The following is a 25,066-nucleotide window of genomic DNA, read 5'->3' on the forward strand; positions in this document are numbered from 1 at the left end:
TGGATCAGTCGTGGGTTGACGCAGAATGGCGTGGTCACGCGACTCTCCTGTCCTCGACCGCGTCCCGGTCCCAGTCGATGCCGAGGCCGGGGGCGGTCGGCGCGAGAGCGTGGCCGTCGGCGACGGCGATCTCGGACCGGGTTACCGCCCGCAGCTGCGGGATGTACTCGAGGTACCGACTGTTGGGCACCGCGGCGCACAGGCTCACGTGCAGCTCCATGAGGAAGTGCGGGCACACTGCCACGTTGCACGCCTCTGCCAGGTGAGCGACCTTGAGCCAGGGGGTGATTCCGCCGACCCGGGCGACGTCGACCTGGATGATGCCCGCAGCCTGGCGGCGCAGGTATTCGGCGAACTGCCCGATCGAGTACATCGACTCGCCAACGGCGATCGGGATACTCGTCGAGTGGGCGAGCAGCTCGTGCCCGGCGACGTCGTCGGCAGGCAGCGGCTCCTCGAACCAGGCGAGCCCGTACGGTTCGAGCAGCCGCGCCCGGCGGATCGCCTCCGCGGTGGTGAGCGACTGGTTGGCGTCGACCATCACGTCGAGCCGGGCGCCCACGGCGGCTCGGACCGCAGCGATCCGCTCAGTGTCCTCCGCCGGGTCGAGCTTGCCCACCTTCAGCTTGACGCCCGGCCAGCCGGCCGCCTGGGACGCCTTCGCCCCGGCGACCAGCTCCTCGGTGCTGAGCTGCAGCCAGCCGCCCTCGGTGTCATAGAGCGGGATGCGGTCCTTGGCCCCGCCGGCCAGCACCGACAGGGGCAGCCCGGCGGCCTTGGCGCGCAGATCCCACAGGGCGGTGTCGACAGCGGCCAGGGCCAGTGAGGTGATCGCGCCGACGGCGGTGGCGCGGGTGCTGGCGTAGAGATCACGCCAAACCGCCTCCACCCGGGCCGCGTCCAGGCCGATCAGGCGGGGCACCAGATGGTCGCGCAGGAGCGCGAGCACAGCGGTGCCGCCGGTCCCGATGGTGTACGAGTAGCCGGTACCCTGCTGGCCGTCGGCCGTGCGGATCTCGACGAAAACCGTCTCCTGCTTGACGAACGCCTGCACCGCATCCGTGCGGACGGTCTCGACGGCGATATCGACCAGGTACGCCTCGGCATGCGTGATCGGGGACCTCACTGGCATCTCAGGTACTCCGCTGGTGGTGGTACGGAACACCGGCGTGCCCAGCCGGCCGTCGCCGGCCGCAGCGGCCTGGGCCTGCACTGCGACCGGCGCCGACCAGCTGGGCGCGGTGTCACTTGCCGTTCTTGTACCTGTCGTAGGCCTGCTGGTTCAGCTCCAGGTACCGCTTCAGGCCGACGCCGTCGAGACCCGACACCCAGGCGTCCCAGTCGGTGTCGATCTTCTTCGACCCCGTGATGAAGGCCAGCTGGCCCTGGTTGACATAGCTGTCGAGGTTGGTCTTCAGGGTCGCCAGCTCGGCGCTGACGCTCGGGTCTCCCCAGACCGAGGCCTCCGGGAAGACCTGCGCCTTGTCCTCGTGGCCCTCGTACAGCTTCGTCGCCTGGAACAGCCGCCGCTCGTACCCCGTGTCGGAGTAGATGTCCTGCGGGACGACCTGCGCATTGCGGAAGGCAAGGGTGTTGTTGTACTGCGCCAGCGCGGCCCACCGGACGTTCTTCGGGACGCTCGCGTCAGGCAACGGCTTGTACATCGGCGTGGTGTTCGGGTCGAGCGCGACGTCGCCGGGGCCGGGCTTCTTCCAGGCGACCCCCTCGGGTCCACCCCACGTCTGGAGCTGGCCTTCGTCGGTGTAGATGTAGTCGAGCATCTTGATCGCGGCGATCCGCGCCTCGTTGCTCGACTTGTTGGTCAGCATGAAGGTGTACCCGGTCGAGGTCGGGTAGTTGTATCCGGTGTAGCTCTTGCCATCGGGGCCGGTCAGCGGCGGCGCGGCGTCGTACTGCTTGTCCCGGCCGTCCTTGGAGCCCGGCGAGACGAAAATGTAGGGATGCAGCAAGGGCGAGGAGCCGATCTGGACGGCCGCTGGGTTGTTGCCGGTCGCCTGTAGTGCCTCGGCGTTCTGAGTAAACGAGGCCGGGTCGATCAGGCCTTCCTTGTACAGGGAGTTGATGTACTTCAGACCCTCGCGCCAGTTGGGCTTGTTGACCGGCGTGTCCACCTTGTCACCGTTCAGCACCAGCAACGACCGGACGCCGTTGTTCGCGCCGACCGGGTCGAAGGCGAACGCGCCCATCAGGTACGCGATCAGGGCGCCGTCCTGAGTGTCGGTGGTCATCGGGATCTCGTCGGCCTTGCCGTTGCCGTTCGGGTCCCGCGTCTTGAACGCTCGCAGGACGGTGCGCAGCTCCTCGGTCGTCTTCGGCATCGGCAGGTTCAGCTTCTTCAGCCAGGTGCTGTTGATCCACAGCTTGTCCGGGTACGTGCAGTGGAAGCAGTCGGCCCACTGCGGCAACGCGTAGATATGCCCGTCGGGCGCGGTCGACATCGCCTTGAGCGTCTTGTTGGAGTCCAGCGCCTTCTGGATGTTCGGCGCGTTCTCCTTGATCAGGTCCTCCAGCGGCACGGCGACGCCCTGCTTGCCCAGCTTCTGGACCTCGGCCTTGTTGAACCCGTCGACCCACGGGATCAGGAAGAACATGTCCGGGTAGTCGCCGCTGGCGAGCGCGACCTGGCGCTTCTCCTTGGCCGGCCCGGCGTCGTAGGTGGTGGTCTGCCACCGGAACTGGATCTTGAACTTGTCACTCATGTTCTTCGTGACCGGGTTCGTGTCCAGGTTCGTGTCCGCGTCGGCCGGCGAGAACACATCGATGATGACCTTGCCCTCGGGGCCCATTTCGGCCTTGGGGGCGTCGTCCTTGTCGCCGGAGGAGCACCCCGCTATCGCCAGCATCGTGGCGAGCGTGAGTGCGATGCCTTTTCTGTTGACGGAGCTCATTTTCATAATCCCTTCCAATCGTGAGTTACTGCTAACCCTTGACGGCGCCGACCAGCACGCCCTTGGTGAAGTGGCGGGCGATGAACGGGTAGATGATCAGTACGGGCAGGCTCGAGACGACGATGAGGGCGTACTTCAGGACGTTGGCGAGCTGTTGCTGTTCGAGCTGCTGCGCCAGGTCCCCGGCGCCGGGTCTGACCGTGGTGAGGAGCATGTTCCGGAGCACGATCTGCAGGGGATACAGATCGGGATCCTTGAGGTAGATCAGGGCGTCGAAGTAGGAGTTCCACTGGTAGATCGTGTACATCAGTGCGAGGACGGCCAGCAGCGGCTTCGACAGCGGCAGCACCACCGACCTGAGGAACCGCAGCTCGCTCGCCCCGTCCAGCGTCGCCGCCTCATAGAGCTCGTCCGGAATCGAGTGGGCGAAGAAGGTGCGCGCGATGATCACCTGCCAGACGCCGATCGCGTTGGGGATCAGCAGCGCCCAGCGGGTGTTCAGCATGCCGAGGTCCTGGACCACCATGTACGTCGGGATCAGGCCGCCCGAGAACAGCATGGTGAAGATCAGGGCGGTCATCAGCACGTTGCGCCCGAAGAACGCCTTGCGCGACAACGGGTAGGCGATGGCCACGGTCAGCGTGACGCTGATCAGGGTGCCGGCGACGGCGTAGATCAGCGAGTTGTAGTACGCCTGCAGGACCTGCGGGTTGCTCAGGGCGACCCGGTAGGCGCGCACCGAGAACTCGACCGGCCAGAACGTCACCCGGCCTGCGCTGACTGCGGGGGCGCTGCTGAACGAGCTGGCGACGATGTAGATCAACGGCAGCAGCACCAGCGCCAGCAGCACGGCAAGCATGAGCGTGACGACGACCAGGAACACGCGGTCGCCGAACGGCTCACGGATCTTCTGCGTGGCCGCCGGCTTGCGCCGCAGCCTGGACAGCCTCGATGTCGTCAGCGTGCTCATCGCCATAGTCCGTTCCCGGTGATCCGCTTGGCGGCGAAGTTGACCAGCAGCAGCAGGCAGAGGTTGACCAACGAGTTGAACAGGCCGATGGCGGTCGCCATGCTGAAGTCCGCGTTGATCAGGCCGGTCTTGTACACGTAGGTCGGGATGATCTCCGACTGCGCCAGGTTCAGATCGTTCTGCAGTAGGTAGGCCTTCTCGAACCCGATCGCCATCATGTTCCCCACGCCGAGGATCAGGACGATCACCGCGGTGGGCATGATTCCCGGCAGGTCGATGTGCCGGATCCGCTGCAGCCGGCTAGCGCCGTCGATCTTGGCCGACTCGTGCAGCGCCGGGTCGATGCCGGCGAGCGCGGCCAGGTAGATGACGGCCGAGTAACCCGCGGTCTGCCAGACTTCGGACCAGACGTAGATGTGCCGGAAGTAGTTCGGATCGCCGAGGAAGTTTACGGGCTCGGCCCCGAAGAGCCCGAGCCCGTCGTTCACGATGCCGAGCCGTGGCGACAGCACGAGGATCGTCATCGACACCACCACGACGGTGGAGATGAAGTAGGGCGCGTAGGTGACCATCTGCACGGTGCGCTTGAACCAGCCGTTGCCGATCTCGTTCAGCGCGATGGCAAGCAGGATCGGGATCGGGAAGCTCGCCAGCACCAGATAGAACGCCAGGATGAAGGTGTTCTCCAGCAGCGTGCCGAAGACCGGGTTGGTGAAGAACAGCTCGAAGTTCCTGAACCCGACCCAGTCACTGCCCCACGGCCCCTGGATGACGTTGTAGTCCTTGAACGCGATGACGGCGAAGCTGATCGGGATGTACTTGAAGATGACGAAGTACGCCACCGGCACGATCACCAGCAGGTACAGCTGCCAGTGCAGCCGCCAGGACCGCTGCGCCTGCGCCCAACGGCTACGCCGACGCTTCGGCGCGGTCCGGCGCCAGGGGGACCGGACCCGCGGCCGGGCCGCGTCAGCCGGCGGACTCGGGCGCGGCGTGGTGATCGTCATCAGGCCACCCGCAGGTCATCGGTGGCGGGTGGGGCAGCCTGCGCCGCGACGACGCCCGCAGCGGGCGTCGCGCCCAGCGGGTCGGCCAGGGCCGAGGGGCCGGTACGGATGCGGCTCGCTCGCCCGGGGAGGCCGCCGGGTTGGCCGGGGCTGCGTGACGGTGACCTCACAGTCACACCTCCTACTGGTGGGTGGGGGTGATGCCGATTGCGATGTGGCCGGCCGATGGCCGAGTTGACGCGGGTGGTGCCAGGGAACGACGAGCGACTGAAGAATCCGCGGTATTCCGGTGGGGGCCGGGGTTGCGGCTGGACCCGTGACGGTCCGGGGGAAACATGGCCGAAACCTAGGGCCAATATTTAACTTCGTCAAGTATTGATTTGGGCTGGCGTGGGTCCTACTCTCGGCGGCACTCATCTGCCCGTCGCCCACCACCGCCGAGGACTTGATGCCCCCTGTGTTGTTCGATCCCGATCACCGCCTGTGGCTGTTGTGCGGCCCGACCACCGCGTACGCCATCCGGCTCGCCGAGGACGACAGCGTGCGGAATGTCCACTGGGGAGCGATGCTGACGCTGGCCGAGGCGGTGAAGGTCGCCGAGCGCATTTCCCCGGCGGCGAGCAGTTTCGAGGCGGTGGCCGCGGTGGACGAACTGGCGGTGGAAGGCGGTGCCCGCTTCGGACCGCCCAGCCTGCTCGTGCGCTTCGCCGACGGCACCCGCGGCGTCCAGTGGCGGTACGCCGGCCACGACATCGACGGGGGCCACCTGCGCATCCGGCTGCACGACCGGCACTACCCACTGCGCCTCACCCTGCACTACCGGGTATGCGCAGACAGCGACGTGATCGAGCGGTGGACGACCGTCGAGAACCACGACGACCGCACCCCGATCACGGTGCTGCGCTGCGACTCCGCTGCCTGGGCGGCACCGCACCGGACGCACTACCGGGTGAGCCACCTCGTCGGCGGCTGGAACAGCGAGTTCCAGCTCCGACGCACCGACGTCGCCGTGGCCGAGACGGTCTTCACCAGCCGGCGCGGGATGACCAGCCACCACGCCAATCCCTGGCTGGCCGTAGACGACGGCACGGCAGGCGAGGAGCACGGCGAAGTCTGGAGCACCGCGCTCGCCTGGAGCGGCAGCTGGCGCATCGCCCTGCACCGGGACCCGGTCGGCCGCACGACCTGGACGGGCGGCTTCGGCCACGAGGGCCTGACCTGGTCGCTGGCCCCCGGCGAGGCGCTGGACACCCCGGTGTTCGCCGGCCTCTACACGGCGGGCGGGTTCGGGACCGCCAGCCGCGCCTGGCACGGGTACGTGCGCCGGCACGTGCTGTCCCACCCGAACGAGACGCGACCCGTGCTCTACAACTCGTGGGAGGCGACCGGGTTCGACGTGGACGAGGTCGGCCAGATGGCCCTGGCGGCGCGCGCCGCGAGCCTCGGCGTCGAGCTGTTCGTGATGGACGACGGCTGGTTCGGCGCCCGCACCGGCGACCACGTGGGCCTCGGCGACTGGGTGCCCAATCCGGTCCGATTCCCCAACGGGCTGCGCCCGCTCGCAGCGGAGGTGCGACGGCTCGGCATGCGCTTCGGCCTGTGGGTGGAGCCGGAGATGGTCAACCCGGACAGCGACCTCTACCGGGCGCACCCGGACTGGGTGCTGCACATGACCAACCGCGACCGCACCGAGCTGCGCAACCAACTGATACTCAACCTCGCCCGGCCGGACACGGCCGAGTGGACCCACGCCTGGCTCGACCGGCTGGTGGCCGAACACGACATCGACTTCCTCAAGTGGGACGCCAACCGGCCGTTCACCGAGGCCGGGTGGCCCGGGCACGGCGATCCCGACCGGCTGTGGATCGAGCACACCCGCGCGGTCTACCGGATCATGGACCAGCTGCGGGCCGACCACCCGGGCCTGCGCATCGAGGCGTGCGCCGGCGGCGGCGGGCGGGCCGACCTGGGCATCGTGGCCCGTACCGACCAGGTGTGGACGTCGGACAACACCGACCCGGTCGACCGGATCGACATCCAGCACGGCTTCAGCCAGCTCTACCCGGCCCAGGTCATGGGCGCCTGGGTCACCGACAGCCCGAACGCGGCCACCGCCCGGGAGACTCCGCTGCGGTTCCGGTTCCACGTCGCCATGGCCGGCGTTCTGGGCATCGGCGGCGACCTCACCGCGTGGACCGAGGACGAGCTCAAGGAGGCCGTCGAGCTGATCGCCACGTACAAGCGCATCCGGCCGGTCGTCCAGCACGGTACGGCCTACCGGCTGCGCGGTGACGGCACGCTGACCGCGGTGCAGTTCGCCCATGGCGACGAGCACGTGGTGCTCGCCTGGTGCCCGACCCGCCCCTACGGCCACGCAACCGCCCCGTTGCGGCTGGCCGCGGTGCGGCCCGAGGCGGTGTACCGGGACACCGACACGGGGGCGACGTACCCGGGTGCGGTGCTGCTCCGGTCCGGCCTGCCCCTCGACCTGCCGTCAGGCGACCACGCCAGCACGCTCGTCCACCTGCGGCCGGTGGGCTGAGCCAGGGCTCACGGCCGCATCCACGGATCAGGTTCGGGGCCGGCCGTGACGGGCTGAACCTGCACCCGTCACGCCAACAGGTCGCGCAGCCAGCGCAACTGGATCGGTGGCTGGAATGTCGCGCCGCCCTCGTGCCTGTTGTACGGCCAGATCTGAAGCTCCTTCGGGCCCGCGTAGTGGTTGTACGCGGCGAACACGGTCGACGGTGGGCAGACGTCGTCCATCAACGCCACCGAGTAGAGCGCCGGTGCGGTGGCCCGCGCCGCGAAGTTGACGCCGTCGAAGTAGCCCAGCGTGCGGAACACCTGCTCGATCCGGTCACGGTTCGTCGCGCAGAAGTCGGCCAGCTCCTGATACGGGTGAGCGTCGGTGATCTCGGTGGCGCGCCGGAAGTGGGTCAGGAACGGCAGGTCGATGAGCGCGGCCCGTACCTGGCGGTGCAGGCCGGCGACCGCCTGCGCGATGCCGCCGCCCTGGCTGGCGCCGGCGACGATGATCCGGGTGGGGTCCACGTCCGGGTGGGCGGCAGCCGCGTCCACCGCCCGCACCGCGTCGGTGAACAACCGGCGGTAGTAGTACTGCTCAGGGTCCAGCACGCCGCGCGTCAGTAGGCCGGAGTGCTGCGGCGTGTCGTCGCCAGGCAGGTCGGGGGTGTCGCCGTTGCCCTGCCCGCGGGAGTCCACCACGAGCACCGCGTACCCGGCCGCCGGCCACAGCAGCCACTCGTGGGGCTGGCCCCGGCCGCCGCCGTAGCCGATAAACTGCACGACGCACGGCAGCGGCCCGGCCACCTCCGCAGGGGCGAGGAACCAGGCGGCCACCCGCTGTCCCTCGTAGCCGCTGAACCGCGCGTCCTGCACCCGCACGCGAGCCAGCAACGCGTCGTACGGGGTGAACTCCGGTTTCAGCTCGTGCCGCGCCGCGTCGGACAGCGTCGCCCGCCAGAACGCGTCGAAGTCGTCCGGCTCGACGCGTTCCGGGCGGTAAGTGAGCAGCTCGGCGAGGGGTAGATCGAAGAGGGCCACGCTGTGCCTTTCCGGTTCAGACGGGCGACGAGGCAGGGCGGTGACGGGCGGATGAGTGCCGCCGAGACTAGGATTTCCGAAGGGCCGAAATCAATACTTGACGAAGTTAAATATTAAGCCTAGGTTAGGGGCCATGTATCACCAGGCGGACATGGTCGCGCCCGCGGTAACCGCCGTGTTCACCGCGGTGCTGACCGAAGGACCACTCAGTCGGGTCAGGCTCGCTCGCCGGCTCGGGCTGTCCTCCGCCGCCGTCACCAAGGCCGCACGGCCACTCATCGAGATGGGTTACCTGCACGAGCTGGCCGCGACCGAGCGTACGGGACCGGGTGCCGGGCGGCCGGCCAGCCCGCTGGCCGTCCGGGCCGACCGCGAGTTCTTCGTCGGTGTGAAGATCACCGCTGACGAGCTGATCGGCGTCGTCTGCGATCTGTGCGCACAGGTACGCACCGCGATCCACCGGCCGCTGACCGACCCCGACGTCGAGGCCGTCCTCACCGAGCTCGGCCACCTCGTCGACGAACTGCTCGACAGCCCGGGCGGCTACCGGGCGCGCACCCGCCGACTGGGGCTCGCCGTTTCGGGCGACGTGGACCCCACCACCGGCCTGGTCCGGTACTCGCCATTTCTGCGGTGGCACAACGTGCCGCTGCGCGAACGCGCGGAAAGGCTCACCGGGCTCACCGTCACGGTCGAGAACGACGTGAAGGCGCTGACCACCGCCGAACACTGGTTCGGCGAGGGCGTGGGCGCGGAGTCGTTCGCCCTCGTCACGGTGGGCACCGGCATCGGCTGTGGCCTGGTCATCGGCGGCCGGCTCGTCTCCGGCTCGCACGGCGTCGCCGGCGAGATCGGCCACATCGGCATCGACGCGAACGGCCCCACCTGCCACTGCGGCGGACGCGGCTGCGTGGAGGCCATCGCCGGCACTGATGCCATCGTCGGACAGGCGCGGGAACGCTCCGGCCGGCCGGAGCTCACCTTCGACGAAGCGGTGGTCCTGGCGCGCCGCGGCGATGAGCGCGTCGGCGCCGTCTTCGCCAGCGCCGGCAACGCGATCGGCTGCGGCATCGCCGCGGTCGCGAACCTGGTCGGGCCAGCCCGGATCGTGGTGTCCGGCGAAGGCCTGGCCGCCTACGACCTGTTCGAGACCCACATCCGCGCGGGCTTCGAGCGCCAGGCCTTCGGCGCCGCCGCCGAGTGCCCGTTGTCGATCCGCCCGCTGCCATTCGAGGAATGGGCGCGTGGAGCGGCCACGGTGAGCATCCAGGCGCTCGTCGCTTCCTGAATCCGCTCACCCTGTTGCGCCACGTCCGCGGGATCCGCCTCGTCGAGCTCGGTGACGCCACCGAGTGCTGCGGCTTCGGCGGCACCTTCGCGCTGAAGAACGCTGCGGTGTCCACCGCGATGCTCGCCGACAAGTGCGCCCGGGTACGCGAGACGGGCGCGGCGGTGCTCGCGGCGGCGGACAACTCTTGCCTGGCCCACATCGGCGGCGGCCTGGACCGCGCCCGCTCCGGCGTACGGGCGACCGGCCAGATCGTGGGCCTGGTGCCCGAGGCCGTCGCCGGGCTCGACCCGCGCGCCGCAGACCTGGGTCTCCGGTAGGTCGGCGACCAGCGACATCGAGCTGGACCGGGTGGAGGGGGTGCACGGACCCCGCCGACTGGAGGTCGTCCTGGTCCCCGACGACACCGCGACCGCATCCGGCCGCTGACCGAAGGCACGGCCGGGCCTGGGGCTCCCGGCCGCGCTTCAGACCCGGTTCTCCGCCAGCCGGCGGACAGCCGAGGCTGCGGCGCCGCGTGCCCAGTCCTCGAAGGTGTGCGGGCGCGTGACGATCCGGCAGCGGCTAGCCGCGCCGAAGGCGTGCTCGGCATATGCGGCACGCAGGTGTTCCTCGAAGAGGTCGAAGTCGCTCACCGCCTCGCCGCCGATGATGACGAGTTCGGGCCCGGCGAGGTTCACCAGTGTCGCGATCGCGGTGCCGATCACGGTCGCTGCCTGCTCGAACGTCCGGACGGCGATCGGGTCGCCGCTGTGCGCCAGGTCGACGACCTCGTCGATCGACAGATCGTTGCCGTGTCCGCGGGAGATCTCGGCGACGATGGCGGGGGTGCCTGCGACCGCCTCGACGCAGCCGCGGCGGCCACAGGGGCAGATCCGGTCCGGCGAGGTCAGCGGGAGGTGCCCGATCTCGCCCGCGACGCCGTAGGCGCCTTCGACGACCTCGCCGTTGACGTGTAGGCCGCTGCCGATGCCGCGGCCGATCGTGACGATCGCGAACGAGGCGGTGCCGACGCCGACGCCGAACCAGTGCTCGCCGATCGTGAGGGCTCGAACGTCGTTCTCGACCAGCACGTCGCGGTCGAGGCGGCCGGTCAGGATCTTACCGAGCGGCACATCGATCCAGCCCATGATCGCAGACTCGCGGACGATGCCGCTTTGCGCGTCGACGTCGCCGGAGACGGTGACCCCGACGGCGCAGATGCGTTCGGCTCGCACGCCGAGCAGGTCTACGAGTTTGGTCGCGGTCGCCTCGATGGCGTCAACGACGACGTCGAGCTCGGTGGAGTAGAGCGGGCGCCGGTCGCTGGCGAGGATGCTCGTCGTCAGATCGGTCGCGACGCCGACGATTTCGTCGGCATTGACCTTGATGCCGACAAAGACCAGCGCATCGGGAACGACCATGAGCGGGTTCGCCGGCCGCCCTGGCTGCCCGTCGCGCTGCGACTCGAGGTGGTCGGAGACGAGGCCGGCCCCGATGAGCGGTGCGACCGCCTTCGTGACCGCCGCTTGCGAGAGGCCCGTGAGCCGGGCGATGTCGATGCGGCTGATCGGGCCCCGTGTGAGGATGCTCTTGAAGACCTCGGCCGCCGCCGCGGACGCCCCTCGGAGAAGCGAGACTGCGGCAGCTGCTTCGTTCATTCCGGGATCCCTCTTGGTTCGACGCCGGTCAGGGCGTGGTCACGCGTCGTTCCGGACACTACGGTGGTCGGCGAGCGGGGCGGAACCGGCATGCGCCGACTCCGCCCCGGCATCGGTGTTACTCGGCCAGGACCTTCTCGGTCTTCGTCGCCATCTCCGGGAACACGTTCTCGTCACGATCGCTGTTGAAGTAGGCCTCGAAGAGGGGCTGCATCGTGTCGGCGGGCTCCTGGCCGTTGGCCGTCGGCAGCGCCTGGGAGATCTTGACGGTTGATGCTGACCGTGCTGCTGCTGGAGTCGTCGCTGTTCGAGCAGCCGGTGAGCGCTGTGACGGTCATGACGACGAGCGCTGGCGCCGATGCGATTCCCTGCGGTTTTACGAGTTTCCTCACTATGGGGGGTGGCGGGGCGCCGTCACTGACGCTCGGTCGGACAGTGTGGTGGGTTTGATGTGCTGGCGCGTTCATGCGCTCGGCGGCGAAGGTCGGAGGGCCGGAGCGAGACCTCACCGTGTGCCGGGAGCTCGAGTTCGAGCAGCCGGTCGCCGTGCTCGACGGCGATCCGGTGCGGGGCGCCGCGAACGTCGCGGATCACGGCGCTCTCGACGGTGCTGTCCGCCCACGTGACGTCGACCTCGAGTCCGCCGCGGGCGCGCAACCCCGCTACCCGGCCGCACGGCCATTCCGCAGGCAGTGCGGGCAGCAGCCGGATGCGGCCGTGGTGGCTCTGCACGAGCATCTCGGCGATCGCCGCCGTGAACCCGTAATTGCCGTCGATCTGGAAGGGCGGGTGCGTGCTGAACAGGTTCGGCAGGAGACCGCCCCACTCGGATCCGTCGACGGGGGCGAGCCTGCGGTGGTCGCGGTCGAATGCGGTGATCGCCTCGAGCAGTAGTGCTCGGGCTTCGGCGGCGTCGCCGAGCCGGGCTCGGAGCGCGATCTTCCACGCCCACGACCAGCCCATCGCCCCGGGTCCGCGGGCGTCGAGGAAGCGGCGCGCCGCGTCGGCGAGCTCGGGCGTGCGGACGGGGTCGATGAGATCGAGCGGGTAGAGCGCGACGAGCGGAGACAGGTGCCGATGGTGCGGGTCCTCGTCCGCGACATCCGTCGACCATTCGCGCAGCTGGCCGTCGGGGCCGGCCTCGAGCTCGGGGAGCCGTTCGAGGGCGGCGGCGAGGTCGCCGTCGAGCGGGTCGTCGAGGCCGAGCACGGCGATGGCCGAGCGGGCGCGCTCGAACAGCGCTTGGATGAGGGCGATGTCCGTCGTTGTCGAGACGCTGAGCGCTTCGGGCCGTCCATCGGGGCCGACGAACAGGTTCTCGGGCGAGGTCGAGGGGATGGTGCGCAGTTGGCCGGTCGCAGGGTCGTTGACGAGCCAGTCCAGGCAGAACAGCGCTGCCCCCCGCATGAGCGGCCATACGGTCTGCTCGAGCAGTTTGAGGTCGCCGGTGAACTCGTAGCGGTCCCAGAGGTTGTGAGTGAGCCAGACGCCGCCCATCATCCAGATCGCCCAGCTCGGGCCGCCGTGACCCATGCCGACCGGCAGGCTCCAGCCCCAGAAGTCGCTGTTGTGGTGGGCGACCCAGCCGCGGGCGCCGTAGAGGCGGGCCGCGACGTCGGAGCCGGTGCTCGCGATTCGCCGCACGAGTGCGGTCAGCGGGTCGGTCGAATCGTCGAGTCCGACCACCGGTGCCGCCCAGTAGTTCATCTGCGTGTTGATGTTGATCGTGTAGTTGGACGACCACGGCGGTCTGAGCTCGTCGTTCCAGATCCCCTGCAGGTTCGCGGCGGGGTTGCCCGAGCGTGACGACGCTGCGAGCAGGTAGCGGCCGTACTCGGCGAGCGCGGACGCCCGGAGGCCCTCGTCGTCGCCCTGGAGGATGTCGCGCTCGACGTCCCAGGTGCCGGCGCGCCGACCGCCGATCGCGAAGCGCGCCCCCGAGGCATGGTCCCGCACGTCCGCGAGGTGCTCGGAAAACCGCTCGTGCGCCGTCTGCCGCAGGGCGGCCGTCGCGTTCGAGCGCGCGCGCTCCCGGATCTCCTCGCGGGAGGAACTCCGCCAGTCGGCGCCGTCAGGGTCGGCCCACCACAGTCCGGCCCTGCTCGACGTCGAAAGAGCGATCAGCAGCCGGCTCGCCCCGCGGATCCGCAGGGTCTCGCCGGCGAACCCCTCGGTTCCGTCGCTTCGCACCGCGAGCGCCGCGGCCGCGAAGTGGTCGAAGCCGTCGGCCTCGAGGGCGAGGTAGCGATGAGCCGGCTCCACCGCCGGTTCGTGCAGGGGGGCACCGTCGACCGGCGCGACCACGTCGAGGGTGATACCGGTCGCGGCGGTGTCGCGTCCCGCCTCGCGAAGGCGCGCCGACAGGCGTACGTCGACGTCGAGCACCGGACGGTCGGCGAGGTACTCGACGAACAGGCAACCGGCGGGCGCGGAGACGAAGGTGCGGCGCGTGGCGGTGGCGCCGTCGATCGCGAGCGCTTCGGTCACGTGCGCCTCGTCGAGGTCGAGGATGCGGGCGGGCCGGCCTTTCGCGATGGCCGCGCCGTGCGTCTCGAGTTCCAGGTCGACGAACGGCAGGAACTCCTGGGAGTACGGGCCCTCGAAACTCATCAGGAGCGCTTCGGCACGTCGGAGGTCTCCGGCGTCGACCGCCGACCGGATCTCGGCGAGGCGTTCGGGTCCGGCTCCGCCAGCGACGAGATCGGCGAGCGCGTCGGCCGGCCCGTCGGGGCGGCCAGACCAGATGGTCGCGTCGTTGACCTGGATGCGGGTCTGAGCGCCGCCGAAGACCATCGCGCCGATGCGGCCGTTGCCGAGGGGCGTGGCCTCGACCCACTCGCGTGCGGGTTGCCGCCAGGCGAGGCGGAGCGTCTCGGCCATCACTTGATCCCGGAGAAGCCGATGGAGTTGACGATGCGCCGGCCGAAGACCATGAACAGCCCGAGCATCGGCAGGGCCGCGACGAGCGTCGCCGCCATCGCCTGCTGCGGTGGCCGCGTTTCGCGAGCCGTTGTTTCCAAGAGCGCCATTGGTCTTCCCGCTCCCGCATGTTCGACCTGTCGCGCCGTGCTCGACGGCGAGGTGCCCGATCTCGTCCTTCGCTTGCCGCGACAGCGTAAACATGATTAATTTACGGCGTCAAGTAACCTTCCGGTAGCCGTCCACGGAGGCCGTCACCGATGCTTTCCGGCACCGACGCCGTAATCGCCATCCGTGCCGGAGGCACGGCTTTCATCGTCGAGGTGCACCATCCCACCCCCCGAGTCCTGCACTGGGGAGCGGATCTCGGAGGCCCGACGGACGGCCGCAACGAGGAGCTTCGGCTCACCGCGGAATCCGCCATCCTCAACAACTCGCCCGACGAACCCAGGGTCCTGTCCGTGTGGCCGAGCGAGTACGACGGCTGGTCGGGCACCACCGCGCAATCGGGGAACGCGCAGGGGTACGCGACGACCCCGCGGCCAACGCGACCGCGCTCTACGGCACCGTCGCCCGCGACGGCTCGACGGCGTTGTTCACCTGGGTGCGATTCCAGACCTCCGCCCGGTCAGTCCGGTCGGGTCCGCTTCCCCGGACTCGACCGCACCGCCCGCTACCGGGTCGTCATCCGAGAGGAACTCGGCGCGGCGAGCCGGCACCAGGGGCGAGACCCCGAGTGGGTAGCCCGCGCCGCCGAACACCCGATCGAACTCTCCGGCGCCGTGCTCGCGGGGGCCGGCGTTCCCATGCCGACGCTCAACCCGCAGCAGGCGATGCTCATCGACATCGGAAGGATCTCATGAACGAGCCGACCATCCTCTTCGCCGGCGACAGCGTCACTGACTGCGGGCGGCGTGAAGACCCAGCCGGGCTCGGAAACGGGTACGTCCTCCGGATCGCCGAGACCCTGGGGAGCGAGGCGCACTGGCTCAACTGCGGGATCAGCGGCGACCGGAGCCGCGACCTCCGCGAAAGGTGGGACCGAGATGTGCTGGCGGCGCGGCCGGCGCTGGTGAGCGTGCTCGTCGGCGTCAACGACACCTGGCGACGCTACGACAGCGACGACCCGACCCCGGCGGCCGACTTCGAGGCGAACTACCGCGCGCTGCTCGAGCCACTCGCCGCCGACCGCGTCGGACTCGTGCTCATCGAGCCCTTCCTGCTCCCGGTGCGGGCGGAGCAGACCGGCTGGCGCGACGACCTCGAACCGAAGATCGCGATCGTGCGGAGCCTCGCGCGGGAGTATGAGGCCACGCTCGTGCCGGCGGACACGGCCCTCAACGCCGTCGGCGACGCAGCCGGCCTCGCGCCCGACGGCGTACACCCAAGTCATCGCGGTCACGAGGTGCTTGCGACGCTGTGGCTGGAACACGCGGCTTCCCAGTTGACGGCGGTGCTCCGACGTTGAGGTAACGCGCCGCCTCGCCCCATGCCCGAAGCTCGGTGCCCGCGAAATGATCGGCAGGACAGGGCCTCAGGCCGTGTTTCATTGATGGGCCGGGTCGGGCAGGTTGCGGTCGCCGGCGTGTCCCCCGCGACATCGCGAGCCCAGGATCCCCGAGACCGCCCCGACGCGTCTTCGGCCACCGGGGTAGCGGAGACGCCGGCGTGGCCTTGTTAGCGGGGGCTAGCGGACCACCAGCGTGGCCGTTGCCTGGTGGACCACCGAGCCGCTGGTGCCCGTGATGAGCATCGTGAATGTGCCGCGCGGAGTCCGGTTGGTGGTGCTCACCCGCAGGGTGGAGGCGCCGGAGGCGCTGACGGGGTTCGGCGTGAAGCTGGCTGACGAGCCAGCCGGCAGGCCGGCTGTCGACAATGCCACCGCGCCCGTTGACCCGCCGACCGCCGAGGTCGACACCGTGTAGGTGGCGGTGTGGCCCCGCAGCACGGTCGCCGACGACGGCGAGATGGTCAGCGAGAAGCCCGGTGCCGGGGTGACCACCAGAGTAATCCCGATCGAGTGGCTGGTCGAGCCGCTCGTACCCGTCACCGTCAGGGCGTACGTCCCCGGCGGCGCCGATCCGGAGGTCCCGATGGTCAGGGTGGCGCTGCCGGATCCGACGACAACCGACGGCGAGAACGATGCCGTCCTGACCGTATCCGGCACGCCGCCCAGGCTCATCGCAACCGTGCCGGTGAAGCCGTTCAGGCCGGTGACGCCCATCGTGTAGCAGGCGCTGGAGCCGGCGACGACGCTGGCGGAGGTCGGCGTCGCGGCGAGGCCGAAGTCGGGCGGAGCGGTCACCACCAACAGCACCACAGCCGGCCGGCTCAGCCCTCCGCTCGTCGCGGTGAGGGTCAGCGGGTAGGTACCGGCCGCGATCGTGGGCGCGGTGGTGACGGCCACCCGTGCGGAGCCCGTCCCACCCGCGACGGCGGCAGGGGTGATCGTCCAGGTGGCCTGTGTGCCGGAGAGGCCGCCGAGCGCGAGCGCGACGTCGTCGGCGAAGCCGTTCACGCCCGCGATGGCGACGGTGTACGTGACACCGCCGCCCGGGACGGTCATCGCTTCGGAAGGCGACGCCATCACACTGAAGTCGGGCGCCGTGGACAGCCATTGGTAGGCGGCGAGAGCGTCCACCCGGCCGTACCCGTACGTGTTGTCCGGCCCGAGCTCCCCCAGGTCCACCGCGGTGCTCTCCAGCGCGCCCTGCTGGCGGTCCGCGTTCAGATCCGGGAACGCGCCGAGCAGCAGGGCGAGCACACCGGCGACGTGCGGCGCGGCCAGCGACGTGCCGGACGCGTCGCGATAGCCCCCGTACAGGTCGGTGGTCCGAACGCCGACGCCGGGCGCGCTGAGCCGCGGCGCGATCGCCTGGTCACAGGCGGACGGGCCGCGACTGCTCGAGGGATCGATGACCCCCGCGTCGTCGGCGGCACCCACGGCGAGGGCTTCCGGGTTGTTGGCCGGGCTGAGCACGGTGGAGGGATCGGGCCCGTAGTTGCCGGCGGAGAACACCGGCATGATGCCGGCCGCCCGCAGGTTGCGCAGATCGGGCTGGAAGTCGAGGTTGCACCCGCCGATGCTGCCGCTCCACGAGTTGTTGACCACGTCGGGCGCGTCGGGCGTGGCCGGGTTGCCGTCCGGGTCGAGCAGCCACTGGAAGCCCAGATGGATCCGCGACGTGGTCGTGCTGCCGCGGTCGTTGAAGATCTTCACGGCGATCCACTTCGCGCCCGGCGCGACGCCGATCGACGTGCCCCCCGCCGAACCTCCGACCATCACGCCCATCGTCGCCGTTCCGTGCCCGTTGACATCGGTCGGAACCGCCGGGTGCTCGCCGTTCGGGTCGTACCAGCTGTTGCTGCCGCCGCGCCAGCTCGCGGCCAGTTCCGGATGGCTGCCGTCCACTCCGGTGTCCATCGTAGCTACGACGGTCCCCTGGCCGGTGAGGCCGAGGCTCCACAGCGCCGGGGCGTTGACCGCCTCGACGTTCGGCTCCACGGGCGCGTCGGCGGTCGACGAGCCGACCGTCGACGGCGGGGCCTGGACTGTACGGTCGGGACCGATCTCGCGCACGTCCGGCCGTGCCGCGAGCTCGGCGATCACCGACGGTTGGGCGACGACCGCGACCGCGTTGACCACCCACAGGGGCACCGCGTCAGCCACCAGGCCCTGTGCCCGTCGCCTGGCGAGCAGGCCGAGCACGCCGGTCTGATCGGCGGCCGCCCGAGCGCGCAGGGCACGCACGAGCGCGACCTGGCGCTGCCGGCGGGACGGCGTCACGACGGTGCTCGGGTTGAGCTGGGACCTGAGCACCACGATGGCCTTCACCATTCCGGCGCGTCCCGCGGACGCAGTTGGACCGGCTTCGGCGGGCGACGCCGCGACCGGAAGGCCCGCCGTCGCGGGGGCCACCAACGCCGTGACGAGAGCGGCCGCCATGACCTTGCGCTTCATCGGACGTCCTCCCGGATCCTCTGCTCGATCTCGCCGGCCGGCACCGCGACCGGCCGGCGGCGCCGCACCTTCGTCAGGCGCCAGCCGGCGAGCACCGCCAGCACGCCGATCACGACGGCCGCCGCCGCGTTTGCGATCGGGGCGAGACGGTCGCGGGACCGCGGCGGCGAGGCCGCCGGTGGCGGCACCGACCACTCGAGGGGCACCGCCAGGCGCGCTCCGCCGCGGTGGATCACGGCGGTGGCCCGCGCGACGCCGGGGCCCGACAGGTCGCCGGTGCCGAAGTACCGGCCAGGCTCGATCTCGCGCAGCGGCACGGCAGTTGATCCGCCGTCGAGCTCAACGGTGACGCTCTCGATTTCCGCCGGTGGCGGACGGCGCGAGCTCGCGGCGAGAACCGTGAACCCGTTGGTGCCGGGCCGGTTGGGTGTGACCGTGAGCGAGACCACGACGTCGCCGACGGATTCGTTCCGGGTCACGGCGGTCGGCACGCCAGTGTCGGGTGCCGCGGACTGCCTGGCCGGAGGTGTCTCGACCAGCGCTCCCGCCAGGAGCAGGAGCACGACACCCGCCGCGGCCTCGGCCGCGAGGAGCCGCCGTGACGGCCGCGCGGCGAGCCGGGCCGCCAACCGCCCCTGCACTCGGGCGGCGTTGACCAGGCCGAGGCCGCCCGCCACCGACAGCAGCACGCCCTTGGCGATCAGCAGCCGGCCGTACGTCGTGTCGACCAGCGCGCGCACCGACTCGACCTCGCGCCCCGCGCTGTAGAGCCCGGTCACCACGACCAGCGCCACGCCGACGGCGGCCAGCACCGTGAAGCGGTACCCGACGGCCCTCAGCAGGTCGCCCCGCCCGGCAGCCGATCTATCAGGGCGGGCGAGCACCACCGCCAGCGTGGCAACGCCGCCGAGCCACAGGCACGCGGTGAGGGCGTGCACGGCGACCGCGGCGACGGCCACGGTGCGCGCCGGCCCAACCGATGCGGCATGGCCGCCGAGTGCCTCGACCGTCACGGCGACCGACACGAGCACCCCGACAGCCGTCCACGGTCCCAGGTTTCGAGTGTGTGGCGCCCGGGCCGGGGATCGCAGGGCGAAGGCGAGCGCGGCGAGGGCGAGAAGAATCGCCTCGCGGGCCAGCCAGAGGTGGCCCCAGCGGGTGTCGGACAGCAGGCTGACGGCCGTCGACAATCCGAGCGGACCGGACCGGTACGTCTGGACGACCAGGTCGGCACCGCCGACGACCGCCGCCAGCCCGCCCGCTGCGGCCGCGAGCGTGAGCGCCCGCCGGCGCGCCTGGTCGACGGCAACGCGGACCGGCTCGGCCGCCGCCGTGTCGACCGGTCGGAGCACCACTCCGGCGACCGCCAGTCCCCCGATCAACCCGGCGAGCAGGCACAGGCCGAGCCACCGACGGACGACATCGAGTGGAGGCGGGTCGTCGCCCGATTCGAAGGCCTGCAGCGCCGGCCCGCCGGGCGGCCGGTTCCCGACTGTGAAGACCACGACGCCGCCCGTCGTGTGCCCGTCGTCCTCGGCGAGGACGCGCCAGGCGATGCCGTACGTCCCCGGTGCGAGCGTCGGCAGCTGGAGCGCGAGCTGGCGAGGGCCGAGACGGTCGGTCGCGATGCGGGTTCCCTCCACCGTCCGGCCGGTGCTGTCGAGCAGCGACGCGGTACTGAACTCGGGCGAGATGTCCTCGCTGAAGCGCAGCAGCGCGACACGGGGCACCTGAGTGACGGTCGTGCCGTTGGCAGGTTGCGACTCGATCAGGACCGCGTGGGCGGCCGCGGGCCGCGCCGGCAGGAGGACGAAGAGGAGCGCGGCGGCTGCGCCGAGCAGCCGTAACCAGTTCCTGGCAGCCGGCCAGCGGGCCGGGTCACCGGACCGCGACATGCTCCACCTGCGCGTTACCCAGCAGCACACTGACCCTGCCGCCGCGATGGATCCAGTTTCCCGGGTTTTCGAACACCAGGTAGTACGTGATGCCGGTCTTGTACGCGCCGGTGTGGGAATGGTTCATCAGCAGCTCGTGGACCACCAGACCGCTCTGCTCGTCCACCACCGCCGGCGGCGTGCCGTCGTCGTGCAGGGTGTTGGCCAGTTCCGGGTCGACGACCGTGAAGCGCAGGTCGACCAGGCCACCGCCACCGGTCACCGCCACGCGGGTGATCCGAACCCCGCTGCGCTGGCCGAGACTGTCGGCGTCCACGACCGGCCGTGCCCAGGCCGCCGGGACGGGGTTGTCGGCGGTCTTCGCGCCGTCGGTCGATGCGCGCCCGGCCGCCAGGGCGAACCCCGTCAGCGCGATCGCCAGGACGACGCCGGTGAGCCCCCCGGCGAGGCGCGCGCGGCGCCCGCTCCTGCGCCACCGGCCCCTTGGCGGGGGAACCCGCGTGCCGGCCGGGCCGAGCGAATCGCTCATGGCGGTACCTCGCCTCAGTGGTGGATGAAGGTCAGCATCCCGCCGCCGGTGGCCGGGGTCGGGCCGTCGCCGGCCTGGACGCCGTTGGTGAGGTGCTGCTGGCGGTTGTACAGCGGGAATCCGTGCGGGCTCGGTCCGGAACCGGCCGGGACGGTGGCGATGGCGTCCTCCGTCGCGCCGGCCGGGATCGTCTCGGCGTTCGCGTCGAAGGGGACGTTCAGCGGCCGGGCGTCGCGGGCGAGCACCCGCTCGTGCATGCCGAGCAGCACCATCGTCGTGTTGTCGTAGCCGGCGTTCAGATAGCGCAGCAGCACGCGTTGCCCGCCTGCCGCCGTGATGCCCGGTGCCGTCTCCGGGTAGGCCTTGCCGTTGATGAGCCAGTACGTCGCCCGGTAGCCGTGCATGTCGAAGGTGTCGGGCGCGGCATTGAAGGCGGGGTCGATCGCGCTCAGGACAAGCACGGCCTCCACGTCGTACGCGGTCGTCGCGGAGTTGTAGGCCTGGTTGGGCGTCGCCGGCCGGACAACGAGCGCGCCGTGGAGCCCCATCGCCGCCTGGCGTCCGGCATCACCGCCACTGCCGTACAGGTAGGTGCCGGGCGCGCTGGCCGTGAAGGTACGGGTGACCGTGGCGCCGACGGCGGCGTCGGCCGGTCCCGCGTTGAAGGCGATGCCCGGGATCTCGAACGAGAGCGGGTGGCCGGCGGGGAGGTCGTTGGTGACCGCGAGCGTGACGGTGTCCCCGACGTTGACGGTCAGGACCGGCCCCGGCAGGCCCGGCGTTACGCCGGTACAGTTTCCGGGCGTTGCGGTGGTGCCGAAGCCCCAGATCGGGACGTTAACTCCGCCGGCCAGCATGGCGGTACCGGCCGTCGCGCACAGGTTGATGGACACCGGTGCGGCCGAGACGCTCGAGCTGCCAACCCCGAGCCCGGCGGCGGTCAGGACCAGCACGAGCAGGGCCCTGGTCGTCGTCTTCCACGTGCGTGCGCGCATCGCCGATCTCTCCTTAGCCTCGCGGCCGGTCATGGCGCGTCGTAGGTGAGCGCCATGAGGTTGCCCAACGTCGAGAAGGGGGTCGGGTTGGGGGCCGTGTATCGCTGGGTGTGGACGAGCACGCGGACCTGGCCGCCGTTTGCCCCGGTGCCGACGTAGGCGCTGGCGGGTCCGGGCAGCGTCCACGTCGAGGTGATGTCGCTGGAACCGACGGTCTGCGGCTGCGTCGGCGGTGGCGGCAGGGTCACCCACCCGGCAGAGGTCGCGGACGAGCAGCCCACCGCGCCCGCGATGGTCCAGTTGCAGATCTTGACGATCTGCTGCGGCTGGTTCGAGCTGATGGTCACGCATGTGGTGGCGGTCGTGCTGCCGCAGTTCTTGCCCTTGTAGGTCACCTTGAGGTTCTGGGCTCCGGCCGGAAGTCCGGTGAACGCGGCGTACCAGTCGGTTGCCAGCCCGGTGACGGTGGCACCGCTCAGGTGGGTCGCCGCCACCGTGCCGAGCTGCCCTCGTGCCACCGTCCACGTCGTGGTGCCCTGTCCACCCGTGACCAGCAGAACCTCGTTGTCGATCCGGACGTGGTAGGTGCCCGAGGCGGGGAAGCCGGCGGCCGAGGCGACGGTGATGCTCGTCTGCGTGGCGGTCGTCGCCGTCGGCCGGGTCGTCGTCCTCGGGTTCACCATGTAGTACCTGGTGTCGTCCACGCCGAGGTCGGCCACGGTGCCGCCCTTGAGCACACCGCCGGCGATGGTGCTCGATGTCGGGTAGCCCGTGCACCCGCCGGGTGGGTCGACCCGCAGCAGGGTGGCCATGCCACCGAAGCCCTCGTCGAAGTTGGCGAATTCGTTGAGCGCGTGGCTGTGCCATGGGAAGTACCACTCGCCGCAGATGTTCTGCGACACCACCCCGGTGGGCAGGGTGCCCTGGTAACCCAGGTACGGGCTGCCGCCGTACCAGGTGTTGCCGTCCTTGAAGGCGACGTTGCGGTAGTTGGGCGGCGGCACCGGCAACGGGTGGGTGTTGGGGTCCCAGTTGTCCTGGTCGTCCCAGCGCAGGAGGAAGTCCTCGGTCTGCCCGGAGCCGATGGTCTCGCCGAAGTGCTCGGTAGATGCCGAACCACCGCCGGGCGCGCGCAGGGGCCGGCCGTCCTGGGCGATCAGGGTCGTGTGGTTGCCGTGCGGGTGGAAGGGATGGTTCAGGGCACCCACGTTGATCATCCGGACCAGAGCGGGCGGAGTGCCGGGCGACGTCGGGCGGATCCGCACCAGGGCCCCGTACGGCTGGTTGGGCAGCAGCCCGGAGCCGTTGTCCTGGATGGTGTCCGGAAACTCCCGCCCGTTGATGGCGAAGTAGCGGTCGCGCCGGGCGTTCACGTCGTACGTCGCGCCGGTCTCCACCGCGTGGTGCAGATCGGGATCGATCTCGCTGAGCAGCAGGAGGTACTCGCGCGCCGGGTCGAACGCGGTCGGGGCGTCGTAGGCGTAGCCCGGGCCGAGGCTCGGGCGCACGACCAGCGCGCCGTAGAGGCCCATCTCGATCTGCTTGGCGATGTCCGAGCCGCTCTCGTACAGGTAGGTGCCCGGACTGCCGGCCGTGAAGCGGTAGCTGACGGTCCCGTTCGTCGCCGCCGCCTCGGTGGTCAACAGACCCGCGGCGCCGCCGGTGGCGGCCACCGCCGCGTCCTGGCCCGGGAACACGATGGACGCGGGCTCCGGCAGGTTGTTGGTGAGGTTGACGACGACCGTCTCCCCCTGAGTCACGCACAGCACCGGTCCGGGGCTCTGGAATTGACCGCTGTCGGGGGCGTCGGCGTTGGCGTAGCTCCACATGAAGACGCTGTTGCCGTCGGGTGTCCCGATGTAGCCGGTCTTCGCCACCAGGTTGAAGGTGTGCGTGCCGCCCGAGACGGCGCCGGGTGTGCACACCATGCCGATCCTGGGCGCCCCGGCGGGCAGCGCGTCGGCGTGTCCGGGAGCCAGCAGCGCCGAGCCGGCGGCGAGCGTGACGACGGCGGCCAGCCGTTGGGCTTTCTGCCTCATCATGGCCTTCCTTCCGCGACGCGCGGCCGCGCCCGCTCAGACATAGGTCTGGCTCACAACGGTTTGGGCTGGCAGGGGACGCGCCGGCGAGTACACCCGGACCTCGGTCATCATTCCCCCGGGCCCCGGGGCGATGGAGCCGAAGTTCGCGAGCTTTCGCCAGTCCCGGTTCTTGAAGTAGTAGACGTTGTAGCTTCCCCAGCCGTCCGAACCGGACGGTCGCGCCGCGTCGTAGCCCGGCGCGTCGAACAGCACGTCGCGCGCCTCGCCGGGGCCGAGGTACAGGGTGTTGGTCCAGTACGACGTGTCGACGGCGCCGTTGCGCAGCAGCGCGGCGTCCTGCCCGATGACGTGCATCGGAATCCCCGGCAACTGCATGCTGTGCTGCTGGTAGCCGAGGTTGGCCAGCCGCAACAGGGCCCGGTCCCCCGGGTTGACCTGGATGAGCGCGGAGTTCGGCTGGCTGTAGTCCGGAGCGTCGTCGTAGTTCGGGTTCGGGGTGGCGATCCGCATGGTCGCAGGCAGGCTGCCGCTGTCGTTGGGCAGCACGGTCTGCGGATAGACCCGCCCGTTGAGCGTGAACCACTGCGGGTCGTAGTCCGTCGCGATGGACTCCTGGATGTCCCGGTCACCGTCGTGAAAGTTCGTCCACAGCTCGTTGAGCAGGATGGCAAAGTGGCGGTGATAGCCGGTCGACCCGTCCCCGTCGTTGTAGGCGAACCGGGTGAACCCGCCGATCGAGGTGCCGTCCTGCAAAGGCCGGACGAAGACGATCCCCGTCATTCCCATCTGTACATGCTCGACGTCCTCAAAGTGGCAGTGGTACATGTAGGTGCCCTCGCGGTGCGGGCGGTAGAAGTAGGTCAACTGCTTGCCGATGGGCACCGCCACGGACACCTCGGGCACGCCGTCGTTCAACGGCGACGGCAGGTCGAAGCCGTGCCAGTGGATGGTGTGGGAGTCCGTCAGGTCGGGGCGCTGCACCAGACCCAGGTTGGTCAGGGTGATCTTGATCTCGTCGTTCTGCAGGAACTCGAGGGGCGGCGCGGTGTGCTTGGTGTGCCCCTTGTAGGTGGCGGTCAGCTGCGTCACGGACAGGGAAGGGTCGACGGGGACGAAGCCGAAGATGTAGAGGGGGTTGCCCTCCCGGCCGGGGACGCTGAGGTACCCGTCCGTGGCCACCAGGGACAGCTCGCTCGTTGCCGCCTCCGCGCGGCGGGCGCCCAAGGGGCCGTACGCCGCGACCGTGCCGATGAGTCCGCCGGCAGCGGCTCCTGCCGCGCCCCAGCCCACCGCTCTGAGGAACTCTCTCCGTGTCGAGGCTCGCGCCATAGGTTTCACATCGGA

At 70.4% G+C, this 25,066-nt stretch carries 21 protein-coding genes; 6 read left to right on the forward strand and 15 right to left on the reverse strand.

Annotated elements, in window-relative coordinates; all coding sequences use genetic code 11:
- Positions 1-34: 34 nt before the first annotated feature.
- The 5 genes from GA0070613_RS30085 to GA0070613_RS32465 form a co-directional block, all read right to left on the reverse strand.
- On the reverse strand, positions 35-1,132 hold the full coding sequence (locus tag GA0070613_RS30085) for a mandelate racemase/muconate lactonizing enzyme family protein (RefSeq protein ID WP_089016286.1): 1,098 nt from the start codon (positions 1,130-1,132) through the stop codon (positions 35-37).
- A 112-nt stretch (positions 1,133-1,244) separates the two neighbouring features.
- Positions 1,245-2,909, reverse strand: a complete 1,665-nt coding sequence (locus GA0070613_RS30090; protein WP_089015371.1) for a type 2 periplasmic-binding domain-containing protein — start codon at positions 2,907-2,909, stop codon at positions 1,245-1,247.
- Positions 2,910-2,940: 31 nt separating this feature from the next.
- Positions 2,941-3,879 carry a carbohydrate ABC transporter permease gene (locus GA0070613_RS30095; RefSeq protein ID WP_231929570.1) on the reverse strand — a complete coding sequence of 313 codons (939 nt, stop codon included), beginning with the start codon at positions 3,877-3,879 and terminating at the stop codon, positions 2,941-2,943.
- Positions 3,876-4,886 carry an ABC transporter permease gene (locus GA0070613_RS30100; protein ID WP_089015373.1) on the reverse strand — a complete coding sequence of 337 codons (1,011 nt, stop codon included), beginning with the start codon at positions 4,884-4,886 and terminating at the stop codon, positions 3,876-3,878. Before GA0070613_RS30100 ends, GA0070613_RS30095 begins: the two co-directional genes overlap by 4 nt.
- Positions 4,886-5,056, reverse strand: coding sequence for a hypothetical protein (locus GA0070613_RS32465; RefSeq protein WP_157746573.1), 171 nt, complete (start codon positions 5,054-5,056; stop codon positions 4,886-4,888). Before GA0070613_RS32465 ends, GA0070613_RS30100 begins: the two co-directional genes overlap by 1 nt.
- Positions 5,057-5,334: 278 nt before the next feature.
- Between GA0070613_RS32465 and GA0070613_RS30105 the strand changes: the two genes are divergently transcribed.
- Positions 5,335-7,428 carry an alpha-galactosidase gene (locus GA0070613_RS30105; RefSeq protein ID WP_089015374.1) on the forward strand — a complete coding sequence of 698 codons (2,094 nt, stop codon included), beginning with the start codon at positions 5,335-5,337 and terminating at the stop codon, positions 7,426-7,428.
- A 68-nt stretch (positions 7,429-7,496) separates the two neighbouring features.
- Here the strand turns inward: GA0070613_RS30105 and GA0070613_RS30110 are convergent, their stop codons facing one another.
- Complete coding sequence (locus GA0070613_RS30110; protein ID WP_089015375.1) at positions 7,497-8,453, reverse strand: acetylxylan esterase; 957 nt, start codon at positions 8,451-8,453, stop codon at positions 7,497-7,499.
- Between the two features lie 133 nt (positions 8,454-8,586).
- Here GA0070613_RS30110 and GA0070613_RS30115 point away from each other — a divergent pair, with 133 nt between their 5' ends.
- From GA0070613_RS30115 to GA0070613_RS34235, 3 genes are read left to right on the forward strand one after another with little or no spacing between them, the layout of a single operon-like run.
- Positions 8,587-9,741: an ROK family transcriptional regulator gene (locus tag GA0070613_RS30115; protein ID WP_089015376.1), complete on the forward strand. Its 1,155-nt coding sequence runs from the start codon at positions 8,587-8,589 to the stop codon at positions 9,739-9,741.
- Positions 9,690-10,061, forward strand: coding sequence for a heterodisulfide reductase-related iron-sulfur binding cluster (locus GA0070613_RS30120; protein ID WP_089016287.1), 372 nt, complete (start codon positions 9,690-9,692; stop codon positions 10,059-10,061). Before GA0070613_RS30115 ends, GA0070613_RS30120 begins: the two co-directional genes overlap by 52 nt.
- Before the next feature lie 22 nt (positions 10,062-10,083).
- Positions 10,084-10,170, forward strand: coding sequence for a hypothetical protein (locus tag GA0070613_RS34235; RefSeq protein ID WP_331716743.1), 87 nt, complete (start codon positions 10,084-10,086; stop codon positions 10,168-10,170).
- A gap of 38 nt (positions 10,171-10,208) precedes the next feature.
- On the opposite strand, the gene GA0070613_RS30125 is transcribed toward GA0070613_RS34235, so the two are convergent.
- From GA0070613_RS30125 to GA0070613_RS32475, 3 genes are all read right to left on the reverse strand, one after another.
- Complete coding sequence (locus GA0070613_RS30125; RefSeq protein WP_089015377.1) at positions 10,209-11,381, reverse strand: ROK family transcriptional regulator; 1,173 nt, start codon at positions 11,379-11,381, stop codon at positions 10,209-10,211.
- A gap of 414 nt (positions 11,382-11,795) precedes the next feature.
- On the reverse strand, positions 11,796-14,261 hold the full coding sequence (locus GA0070613_RS30130; protein WP_089015378.1) for a glycosyl hydrolase family 95 catalytic domain-containing protein: 2,466 nt from the start codon (positions 14,259-14,261) through the stop codon (positions 11,796-11,798).
- Positions 14,261-14,410 carry a hypothetical protein gene (locus GA0070613_RS32475; protein ID WP_197699011.1) on the reverse strand — a complete coding sequence of 50 codons (150 nt, stop codon included), beginning with the start codon at positions 14,408-14,410 and terminating at the stop codon, positions 14,261-14,263. The genes GA0070613_RS30130 and GA0070613_RS32475 overlap by 1 nt, the downstream gene beginning before the upstream one ends.
- A gap of 150 nt (positions 14,411-14,560) precedes the next feature.
- Here GA0070613_RS32475 and GA0070613_RS32480 point away from each other — a divergent pair, with 150 nt between their 5' ends.
- Positions 14,561-15,163: a hypothetical protein gene (locus GA0070613_RS32480; protein WP_157746574.1), complete on the forward strand. Its 603-nt coding sequence runs from the start codon at positions 14,561-14,563 to the stop codon at positions 15,161-15,163.
- Positions 15,160-15,768, forward strand: coding sequence for an SGNH/GDSL hydrolase family protein (locus GA0070613_RS30135; RefSeq protein WP_089015379.1), 609 nt, complete (start codon positions 15,160-15,162; stop codon positions 15,766-15,768). Before GA0070613_RS32480 ends, GA0070613_RS30135 begins: the two co-directional genes overlap by 4 nt.
- A 219-nt stretch (positions 15,769-15,987) precedes the next feature.
- Here GA0070613_RS30135 and GA0070613_RS30140 read toward each other — a convergent pair whose 3' ends face one another.
- Genes GA0070613_RS30140 through GA0070613_RS30165 form a run of 6 tightly spaced genes read right to left on the reverse strand, consistent with a single transcriptional unit; the run spans position 15,988 to position 25,012 of the window.
- The gene (locus GA0070613_RS30140) at positions 15,988-18,261 is read right to left on the reverse strand and encodes a S8 family serine peptidase (RefSeq protein ID WP_089015380.1); all 2,274 of its coding nucleotides are present in this window, start codon (positions 18,259-18,261) and stop codon (positions 15,988-15,990) included.
- Entirely contained in the window at positions 18,258-20,156 is a 1,899-nt protein-coding gene (locus GA0070613_RS30145; protein WP_089015381.1) for a copper resistance CopC/CopD family protein, read from the reverse strand. The genes GA0070613_RS30140 and GA0070613_RS30145 overlap by 4 nt, the downstream gene beginning before the upstream one ends.
- The gene (locus tag GA0070613_RS30150) at positions 20,140-20,685 is read right to left on the reverse strand and encodes a hypothetical protein (RefSeq protein ID WP_089015382.1); all 546 of its coding nucleotides are present in this window, start codon (positions 20,683-20,685) and stop codon (positions 20,140-20,142) included. The genes GA0070613_RS30145 and GA0070613_RS30150 overlap by 17 nt, the downstream gene beginning before the upstream one ends.
- 14 nt (positions 20,686-20,699) lie before the next feature.
- Positions 20,700-21,680 (reverse strand): multicopper oxidase domain-containing protein, encoded by a 981-nt coding sequence (locus GA0070613_RS32485; RefSeq protein WP_157746575.1) that lies wholly within the window; start codon positions 21,678-21,680, stop codon positions 20,700-20,702.
- A gap of 29 nt (positions 21,681-21,709) precedes the next feature.
- Positions 21,710-23,719, reverse strand: coding sequence for a multicopper oxidase domain-containing protein (locus GA0070613_RS30160; protein ID WP_157746576.1), 2,010 nt, complete (start codon positions 23,717-23,719; stop codon positions 21,710-21,712).
- Positions 23,720-23,755: 36 nt separating this feature from the next.
- Complete coding sequence (locus tag GA0070613_RS30165; protein ID WP_172875928.1) at positions 23,756-25,012, reverse strand: multicopper oxidase domain-containing protein; 1,257 nt, start codon at positions 25,010-25,012, stop codon at positions 23,756-23,758.
- Between the last annotated feature and the right edge of the window lie 54 nt (positions 25,013-25,066).

The organism is Micromonospora inositola, assembly GCF_900090285.1.
GTDB lineage: Bacteria > Actinomycetota > Actinomycetes > Mycobacteriales > Micromonosporaceae > Micromonospora > Micromonospora inositola.